Origin of the sequence: Teredinibacter waterburyi (assembly GCF_001922985.1) — a bacterium.
Classification (GTDB): Bacteria; Pseudomonadota; Gammaproteobacteria; order Pseudomonadales; family Cellvibrionaceae; genus Teredinibacter; species Teredinibacter waterburyi.
Map to the genome: position 1 here is coordinate 120,079 of NZ_MRUH01000045.1, position 9,294 is coordinate 129,372.

Below are 9,294 nucleotides of genomic sequence, written 5' to 3' on the forward strand. Positions count from 1 at the left end.
AAGCAATGACTTCACAACCTTGATGGAGGCCTTCTGGGCCTCCCTTTTTTGTATTTGTATACGACACTTTGTGAGTCTTTGTATTGATATTAAGTTGGAAAAATAGATGAAATTAAACATGAATCATGAATCCAGTAATGAGGATAAGTGTATGGTGAAGGCTCAATGTTAAATTCAGAACGCCCAAAGCTCGATAGAATATCGGCCGAAGTTGTTTGCAGCGCTGATTACGAGCGCTTGGCGAAGGATTACATTGAAGATTCTGCATTGCACTATATTCAAGGCGGTAGCGGCGATGAACGAACGCTAGCGGAAAATTGTGCCGCTTTTGAAGCGGTGCAACTCTATACTCGGGTACTTGCCGATTGCAGTGGTGGAACAACGGCCTTTGAGCTTTTTGGGGAATCATACCGCCATCCAATTTTTTTTGCGCCGGTGGCCGCGCAAACCCTCGTGCATCCAAACGGTGAGCTGGCAACCGCTCGCGCTGCCGAATTAATGGAAGCCTGTATGGTTACGAGCAGTTTGTCGGCTTACAGCCTAGAAGATATTGCCGCAGCGGCTGGTGGGAGAAAATGGTTTCAGTTTTATTTTCAAACATCGCGCGAGCAGTCACAGGCATTACTAGCGCGCGCCGAGGCGGCGGGGTATTCCGCGATTGTGGTTACGCTTGATACGCCAGTGCAGACACTAAGTCGAGGTGCTCAGCGTACAGGCTTTAGTTTGCCTGCCCATGCATTGCCGGCAAATTTAAAAAATGTTGTTAGGGAACCGGCGATTAATTTAACTACGGATCAAAGCGTTGTATTTCAGGGCGCTATGGCAGAGGCGCCAAAATGGAGCGACCTTGAATGGCTTAGATCGCAAACGCAGCTTCCGCTATTGGTTAAAGGTGTTACCCACCCAGACGATGCTCTCAGATGTATTGATATGGGCGTTGATGGCCTTGTCGTTTCGAATCACGGCGGCCGCAGCTTAGACGGCGTTGCGGCAAGTTTGCAACTTCTTCCCCATGTGCGAGCAGTGGTGCCAGAGGGTTATCCCCTATTGATAGACGGTGGTATTCGCAGCGGCAGCGATGTATTTAAAGCGATCGCTTTGGGTGCAAATGCAGTGATGATCGGCCGGCCGCAATTGTATGCTTTAGCTGTGGGCGGAAGTTTGGGCGTGGCTCATTTGATGAAAATTCTTCGCGATGAACTGGAAGTATCGATGGCGCTATGTGGGTGCTCGACGTTAAGTGAAATTAGCGCGAGCGCCATATTCACCAAAATATAGCAGTCATAAGTGGTATTGGCTTAAGCAATCGCAACAAATTTTTAGTAGGTAAACGTAATGCTAGTAGTGTTGGAGAATGTACTCAGTAAAACGGAAGTAGCGCAAATTCGTTCAAGTTTAGAATCTGCAGATTGGGCAGACGGGAGGTCATCCGCTGGATCGCTTTCGGTGAAAGTAAAACAAAACCAACAACTACCGGAGAACTCTGCATTGGGTGAAGAGCTTGCCAATACAATATTACGTAGGCTAGGTAGTCATCCTCAATTTATATCGGCCGCACTGCCACACAGAATTTATCCCCCTAAGTTTAATCGCTACGGTACTGGTGGCCACTATGGCATCCATGTGGATGCGGCAGTTATGGGATTGCCTAGGTCTGATATGACGTTGCGTTCAGATATCTCGGCGACGCTTTTTTTATCTAGCCCAGAGAGTTATGAGGGGGGCGAATTGGTCATCGAGGGCGAATTTGGCGCGCAGCAGGTAAAGCTGAATGCCGGTGATTTGGTGCTATATCCTTCGAGTAGTTTGCATCAAGTATTACCGGTAAGCCAAGGCGTGCGAATCTGTTCATTTTTTTGGATACAAAGTATGGTGCGAGACACTGCTGAACGCGCACTGCTATACGATTTAGATCAGTCTATTCAAGTTTTGTCACAGGGTGTGAAAGCTGGTGATGGTGGCGTATCTATCAGTAAACACTTGGAGAGTGATCACGCGCTCGTTAGAATGACTGGGGTTTACCACAATCTACTGCGACGCTGGTCGCAGGTGTAATTAATTTTTCTAGTAACGTTTTAATTTTAATCAAAACCAATGTGTAATTATGGAGAGTCTAACTATGAAGACCGCACTTCTTGCTATCGTTCTTTCAGCTTTTACCCTTAATGCAAATGCTGGCGCAAACTGTCCAAAGGCTCCTCAGGAGCAGTGGCTACACGTGTTGGAAATGCAAAAGAAAATCGTAAACGAGTATGGCTTTGCTATTAAAACCTTTAAGACAGATGGTAACTGCTACGAGATTTACGGCTGGGGCTTAAATAAAAAGGGTGACGAGTTCGTAAAAGTGGAGGTGTATTTTAACCCCGTGAATGGCGAAATCGTAAAGAAAGTCATGAAAGATTAAATACTTTTAGACGAGGTAGTACCGCTAGGGTTGATTTGATAGTATTTTTTAGATCGAGATAATTTGTCAAAAGGTAGTTTCGGTATGGATGAAATAGTATGGGACAGAGTGGTCCGACTCTTTCACTGGCTAACGGCCGCACTTTTTCTGCTTAGCTATTTTGTCTTGGAGGGCGGCGAACTTTGGCATCGAGTAGCGGGTTATACAATCGGCGGTTTACTTTTCGTTCGAACTGTTTGGGGCTTTGTTGGTTCACCAACCGCGAGGTTTGTTAGTTTTTTCCCCACACCAAAACGTTTGCTTGGTTACCTGCGTAACTTTCCTCATGGGCAAGGTTCAACCCTTGGCCACAACCCTCTTGGCGGGTTGATGGTGTTGTGGATGCTGCTGTTACTTAGCGCACTGGTGTTGACGGGTTGGATGCAGGGTCTAGATCGGTATTGGGGTGAAGAATGGCTGATGGATATACACGAGCTTGTTGCGACGATAATGCTCTGGTCGGTTGCTATTCACGTGTTTGCCGTGGTGGTAATGCAAAGGCTTACCGGCAAAGGTTTGGTAAAAGCCATGATTACAGGGCGTCGCCAATAACGTAAAAGGGTTTACTTGAGCGCTAAGCCCGTTCCTAAAATAATCCCTAAACAAAAAGCCCCCGTTTATCTAAACGGGGGCTTTTTATTGCGACTTAAGTGACGCAAAAGTTTTTGTTAAAAGTTTACTTGCCCTTAGAGCGGTGGGTAAGCATTTTCAACCAAGACGCGGAAGGCTTCTGGGAACCAGCGACCAGCGTGTGGGGCATTGTCCATCGAGCCTGTTTTAATGGATGAGTCATCCGCATAACGGTTGTCCGCATTTGGATCACACATTGGATCGTGCTTTTTGTTGGGGTCGTTAGGGTCTACTTCGAAGTTAGGATCACTAACCCCATCAGATTCACCCTGTGGTTTAACCCAAACATAAGCGTCGACACCGCTGTGCGGATTAGCCTGTGGGCGAAAGCCAACGCCACCAGGTTGGTTACACCAGTTGCCGCGATGCTGACGGCGGTCGAGGCGGGATTCGTTGATATAGGTTTCCAGATCAGTGCTGGTGGAAACTGCTGTTGGCCGACCTGGGCCACCCCAACCATTGCGACCGGTGTCGATTAGCATACCGATGTTGCTGGGTAGGCCGCGTGAAACCATGGCGTTGCGCCAATCGGTCACAAAGCTTAGCTCGTCGAAGTAACCATTAAACTCGTAAAAGTCAGATGATTTCAGCTGACCGCCGCCGACTTGTAAATCGGGGTTAGGCAGGTAGATCTCTTCTACGGGCGTATAGTTGGCCGAGTTGCTGACGAAGCCGGCGATTGGATTAATACCCGAACCTAGGTTGTTTACCGCATCGCCAATTAGGGCAACGGCTTCGCTGAAGTTATCACTCCATCCCAACCAGCCTGAGTGCGCAATATCAACGTAGGAGTAAACATTGTTAAGGCGCCCAAGTTCGATAAGGGAATGGCGAATTCCGTCCACATAGCCACCGGCACCATTGGCTTCGTTACAATCTGCCTCGTCGAGATTCGTTACCAAGTTAGGTAGTGAATCCACTTCGATGATCGCCGCAATGCGAATATTGGCGTAGGCTGGATCGCTGAGTATCTCTACGATGGGAGCAATATATTCATTCTGATAACGATTAAAGCCATCTTCTGAAATACGCAATTCACCGTTAGAGGCTAGTGCCGCACAGTCGCGATTAGGTAGGTCGTAAACCACAAACATAAACAAGTTTGCGCCTTGTGCTAGAGCTTCATCCAAATGACCGCGAAGACCTAAGCCATCGCCATCCGCTGGCCCGGCAATAGCGCCAATACGATCCATCCACACCGCTGTGTTGTAGTTAGCAATGGCAGAACCGCCGGGTTCACCGGCTGCTTTTGCCGACCAAACTGGATCGATATACCAGTTAGCGCCTACGAATGGGTTGTCCACTCGTGCGCCACCGGAACTACTGCTGCCGCTTGACGAAGAACTACTGCTCGACGAACTAGAACTACTGGATGAACTAGAGCTTGAAGAAGAGCTAGAGCTTGAAGAAGAGCTAGAGCTTGACGATGAACTTGAACTGCTCGAACTAGAGCCGCTACAGCTACTAATTACACCGCCGCTTCCGCTCTGGCTTTCACAGGTAGTGCGACCTATACAACTCTGACCATTCTCATAGCCCCAGCCGCTGGTTTGCCCTGTACACAGTGGCCGTGGATCGTCCTGATACCACTTACATTGTTCGGTACAGCTGCCACCGCTTGAAGAGCTACTGCTCGAGGAACTGCTGGACGAACTGGAAGAGCTGCTAGATGAGCTCGAACTACTTGAAGAACTGGAGCTGCTGCTTGATGAACTACTGCTAGACGACGAGCTTGAGCTGCTAGACGAACTCGAACTGCTAGAGCTTGAAGAGCCACAGTTTCCGCCAACAACGCCGCCACCGCCAGACTGGCTATTACAGGTTGAAGTGCTAATACAGCTCTGGTTGTTTTCATAACCCCAGCCGCTTGTAGTGTTGGTACAAATTGGCCAGGTGCTGCCGTACCAGTTGCACTGGGTGCCACAACTGCCGCCCGAACTGCTTGAAGAGCTTGAGCTGCTAGACGAGCTAGAACTACTAGATGAACTAGAACTGCTGGAGCTACTGCTAGAAGAGCTCGAGCTTGATGATGACGAGCTTGATGATGAACTCGAGCTGCTGTTACAGCTAGAGATAACACCGCCGGAACCGCTTTGACTTTCACAGGTGGTGCGGCCAATACAGCTTTGGTTATTTTCATAACCCCAGCCGCTGGTTTGTCCGGTACAGAGTGGACGAGGGTCGTCTTGGTACCATTTACACATCTCAGTACATTGCCCGCCGCTGCTCGACGAGGAACTTGAGCTGCTGCTAGATGAGCTAGAACTGCTAGACGAACTCGAGCTACTAGAGGAACTTGAGCTGCTACCCGTTCCGCCGCCGTACACCGTCGCTCTAACCGAGGTAGACGAAATACCGTTAGTACCGTTGATTAATCGATTTCCCCAACTTGATAAGCTACTGGGGTTGAAGTTGTTGGCAATATCCAGCGCTGTACAGCAGTCGCCATTACCAGACCACGACCAACCTATATAGCCAATATTATATTGTTGAGCTACGGCCATAATAGAATCGGCATCGACGGCGTTGCCTTGGTGGTCGGCGCCGAATTCACCAACAATTAGCGGCAAATTGTGGCTACTCAAAAATGAAGACACATAGTTTTCGACCGAGGAGCGATTCTGATATACCTCGTACATGTGCACGCTAAACATTGTATTGTTGGCGCTATCCGCACTTGCGACTTGAGAGGCATTGTTGAGCATTACGCTGTCCCAATCCTGTCCCCAGTTGGGGGCATCAACCATAAGTGTGTGGGTTAGGCCGGCGTTGCGCAGTGTTTGAATAGCGCTGCGGTGATCATTAATCCACATTGAGCTGGGCTGATTATTTCCGACCGGTTCGTTAGCGATATTAATAATTACATAGTCTTCCTGACCTCGTAGAGCGCCAGCGATGGCTACCCAATAGTTGGCGGCGCTGGCGATAGTGCCGGCAGCGCTTTCTTCACCGCCGCCCGTTGCATCGTGTACTTCGAGTACACAAATCAGCTGATTTTGTTTACACAGTGAAACAACATTAGCGACATCAGACTCGCTGTTGCGTGTCCACTGGTCACCGTTGCTCAAAACCACGCGAACCGTGTTGGCACCTGTAGCGGCAATGTTTGCGAAGGAGCTGGTTTCGCCGGTATACCAAGCATGCGCGTGGTTGATACCACGCATTACGAAAGCGTTGCCATTGCCGTCGAGTAATTGAGTTCCACTTACGCTAAAACCTGCATTGGCGGTGGCTGCAAGCGCACAAGAGCAGGCTAGGGTGCTATACCCGAGCCAGCGCTTAATGCGACTGCCGATTCTCGAACCTTGTGCCCGAATAGATGTAATCGGTTTCTTCATTGGGGTAATCCTCATTCAATTGCGTTGTTATGTTTAGTTGAGAGGGGTGGAGATATGGTGCGTCCCTGCACCTCAAGTTGGGCCGTTAGCCGCACTTGAATTCGTTCCATTTTTTCATGGCCATTTCTGGCGGCTGAAATTGATTTTTACCGAAATTAACCGGTTACTTATTTTTTTTGAAAATAGTGTCAATAACAGGCTGGCGAGCGGCTGCTCGTTATTATTTTTTAAGCGACGCTTTTAGGCTATTTTCGTTTGGTGTACCTACATGGCGCGTTAGTTGGGTAGTAGCACACAGTTTTTGAGGCAGCCTACTTGCTGCAAATCTCGTGTGCGGAAAATCTTAGCCAAGAATAATGGTTAACATTTGCTGGTAAACCCAGCGGTAAACTACCCGATTATGAAAGTGCCAAGAATGGAATGACGTGCTGCTCTGAATGAACGTCGACCGTTGTTATTTTTAGTGGATCTATTGTGCATGGTTTGCCGAAGATTCGACTAAATTTAAATCACATTTATTGTGAAGGATAGGGGTTCTATTAGTTGTAATTTTCATTTAAAAGTTAGCGTTTATCCCGATTCACTAGAAGTGTATTTAATTGTTATAAGCTGGCGTTTAAATGTATTTGTTTAGCCGTATTTCGAATAAACGAGGGGGTGGCGCAAAAATGATTTTTGTGTTTTTTATGAAAGTTGACGTGGCTTTAAATTTAAATTTTGCCCGAGAGATAAAATCTAAAAGTAAGGCGTAGTGGTCTTAGTAAATTAACGCAGGCTTTTGCTTTGAGTTAATTGATTGGTCTACTGGAGACAGGTCGAGAATCAACACCAATCGGGAGTGGCGATCAGAGGCGAGGGGGAGTGGGCGGGAAGAGAAATTGGGATGACAGACAAACCCGGTGAGCATAAAAGGCTCACCGGGGGATCGATAGCTACTTAGTGGGGCTATTTCCAAATGAGTGACGATTGTGGTGAGACTCTATCGTAGAGCTTGGTGTGGTTTTCTCCGTCGGCAGACATTGTTTTTAAGACTAACTCTCGCCCGCCAAGTCGCTCGCCATAAATATACGCTATGGTGTCTTCATCGGGTGAATATACCGGACTTTTAAACAGATGGTCGCCGTTGGTCAACTGCTTGGTTTCGCCGGAGGTCGTCGATGTGAAGATTTGCATGCCGCCTTCATAAACTTTTTTATAGACAGTTTCATCGTAATAAAATTTGTAGTCGACTAGCGCGGAATATAGCAAGGTATCACCGTTTGAATGCCAGTCGATACCATCTTGTACCTGTACGTCTGGATTGGAAATGAGTCGGCTGCTCATTGTTTTATAGTCGAATAAAAAGAGTTGACGTACGCCTTTGTAGAGTGGGTTGCGTATAAACGCAATGCGCTCGCCGTCTGGTGCCCAAGATACATAAGCCACCTGTTTTAGATCGTCGTTAAGATCGCTTTTTGCACTGCCGGAATCGGGTTTCAAGTTGGAGCGAAATAGCATCTGCGGTCGACCGCTTGCGACTTCTAGTACAAGCAGTTGTGAGTCGGTTTCGCTGACAAAACCCACCGCTAGTTTTGTACCGTCTGGCGACCAGTCGATAGACAAAATATCTTTGCTTGAGTAGAGCGAGCGCTCGGTGCGATCGGCACGGGTGATGATACGCAGCTCGCGGTGATCTTCGGCACGCTTAATATAGGCTATCTGCGATCCGTCGGGGCTGAATTTCGGTGAGAAGTTGCTGGTCCCGTTGTTGGTATATTGCTGCGGTTGTTGATCTTTTTCTTTTAGGAAAAGACTAAAGGTCTCGCCGGTTTTTTTGAGATCTATTTTAAAATCTTTGTGCCAGTTCGATATGTAGGCAAGGTCTCCGTTGTCGGCCACATCGAGTTCTAAATCTCGCCATTTCGAGTCGTCGGTGTGTTTTATCAAGCTGCCATCGTTACTAAACGAGTAGATATTGGCAGACGGTCCAATCGGGTTGGCCGAAAAGTAGAGCTTGGCGTCGGGTGTTGATGGCGAGCAAGCACAGATGAAAACGGCTGCGAGAAGGCTTAACGCTTTTGCAGGTGCAGACATTCGCTGAAGTGCATTGCTAAAAGTAGGGTTCAGAATTTTCATTGTCGGTTTCATGTTAAATGTCGTTCGCTAGTTATTAGTGTTATTAGAGCCGTTCGAGTTATTTAAGCTATTTGAGTGGCTAGCGACTAGCTAGTTGGCAAGTGCATCTAAGAGGTACATCTAAGTCGTAGATTTAAGAGGTACAACTAAAAAAGCACAGCTAAAAGTAAAACTAGTGCTACCTACAAAATAGGCTGGTGATGATACCGCGATCGAGCGCTAAATTCAGCTTTACCCCCTATAGTGTGAATCTTTGTTTTTGAGGGCCGTTATATAAGGTTTGCGTCACTTAATAAAAAGCCGCGTCCTGAGACGCGGCTGTCATTTCACATAGGCAGTTGAGGTGAGGCTTTTCAAAATAAGCCACACCTCAACAACTAAGCGCTATTCAGCGGCTTAGAGTGGTGGGTAAGCATTTTCCAGCAAAGTCTGGAATGCTTCTGGGAACCAACGGCCAGCGTGTGGAGCATTGTCCATAGCGCCAGTACCGACTTCTGAGTTAGAAGTGTTCTGAGAACCTGGGTCACACATTGGATCGTGCTGCTTGTTCGGGTCGTTAGGATCGATCTCAAAGTTAGGATCGCTCACACCGTCAGACTCGCCCTGAGGCTTGATCCAAACATAAGCGTCAACACCAGCTTCTGGAGCTGCGGTAGGAAGGAAGCCTACGCCGCCAGGCTGGTTACACCAGTTACCGCGATGAGAGCGACGGTCGATACGACTTTCATCAACATAGGTGTTTAGATCGGTGCTAGAGGAAGCGCCTGA

At 47.9% G+C, this 9,294-nt stretch carries 7 protein-coding genes; 4 read left to right on the forward strand and 3 right to left on the reverse strand.

All coding sequences use genetic code 11. The features are described from left to right. Positions 1 to 165: 165 nt before the first annotated feature. The 4 genes from IDZ20_RS05390 (at position 166) to IDZ20_RS05405 (ending at position 2,995) form a co-directional block, all read left to right on the forward strand. Positions 166 to 1,278, forward strand: coding sequence for an alpha-hydroxy acid oxidase (locus tag IDZ20_RS05390; protein WP_188150403.1), 1,113 nt, complete (start codon positions 166 to 168; stop codon positions 1,276 to 1,278). A gap of 57 nt (positions 1,279 to 1,335) precedes the next feature. Continuing rightward, a complete protein-coding gene (locus IDZ20_RS05395) occupies positions 1,336 to 2,055 on the forward strand; it encodes a Fe2+-dependent dioxygenase (protein WP_188150404.1) in 720 nt (239 codons plus the stop codon). Between the two features lie 64 nt (positions 2,056 to 2,119). Next, positions 2,120 to 2,404, forward strand: coding sequence for a PepSY domain-containing protein (locus IDZ20_RS05400; RefSeq protein ID WP_188150405.1), 285 nt, complete (start codon positions 2,120 to 2,122; stop codon positions 2,402 to 2,404). Between the two features lie 84 nt (positions 2,405 to 2,488). Beyond that, positions 2,489 to 2,995 (forward strand): cytochrome b/b6 domain-containing protein, encoded by a 507-nt coding sequence (locus IDZ20_RS05405; RefSeq protein ID WP_188150406.1) that lies wholly within the window; start codon positions 2,489 to 2,491, stop codon positions 2,993 to 2,995. A 134-nt stretch (positions 2,996 to 3,129) separates the two neighbouring features. On the opposite strand, the gene IDZ20_RS05410 is transcribed toward IDZ20_RS05405, so the two are convergent. The 3 genes from IDZ20_RS05410 to IDZ20_RS05420 all read right to left on the reverse strand — a co-directional run. Further along, positions 3,130 to 6,411: a glycoside hydrolase family 6 protein gene (locus IDZ20_RS05410; protein ID WP_223144899.1), complete on the reverse strand. Its 3,282-nt coding sequence runs from the start codon at positions 6,409 to 6,411 to the stop codon at positions 3,130 to 3,132. A 945-nt stretch (positions 6,412 to 7,356) separates the two neighbouring features. Next, positions 7,357 to 8,526, reverse strand: coding sequence for a PD40 domain-containing protein (locus IDZ20_RS05415; protein ID WP_188150408.1), 1,170 nt, complete (start codon positions 8,524 to 8,526; stop codon positions 7,357 to 7,359). A 396-nt stretch (positions 8,527 to 8,922) separates the two neighbouring features. Then, on the reverse strand, positions 8,923 to 9,294 hold a 372-nt coding region (locus IDZ20_RS05420), incomplete at its 5' end, for a glycoside hydrolase family 6 protein (RefSeq protein WP_188150409.1).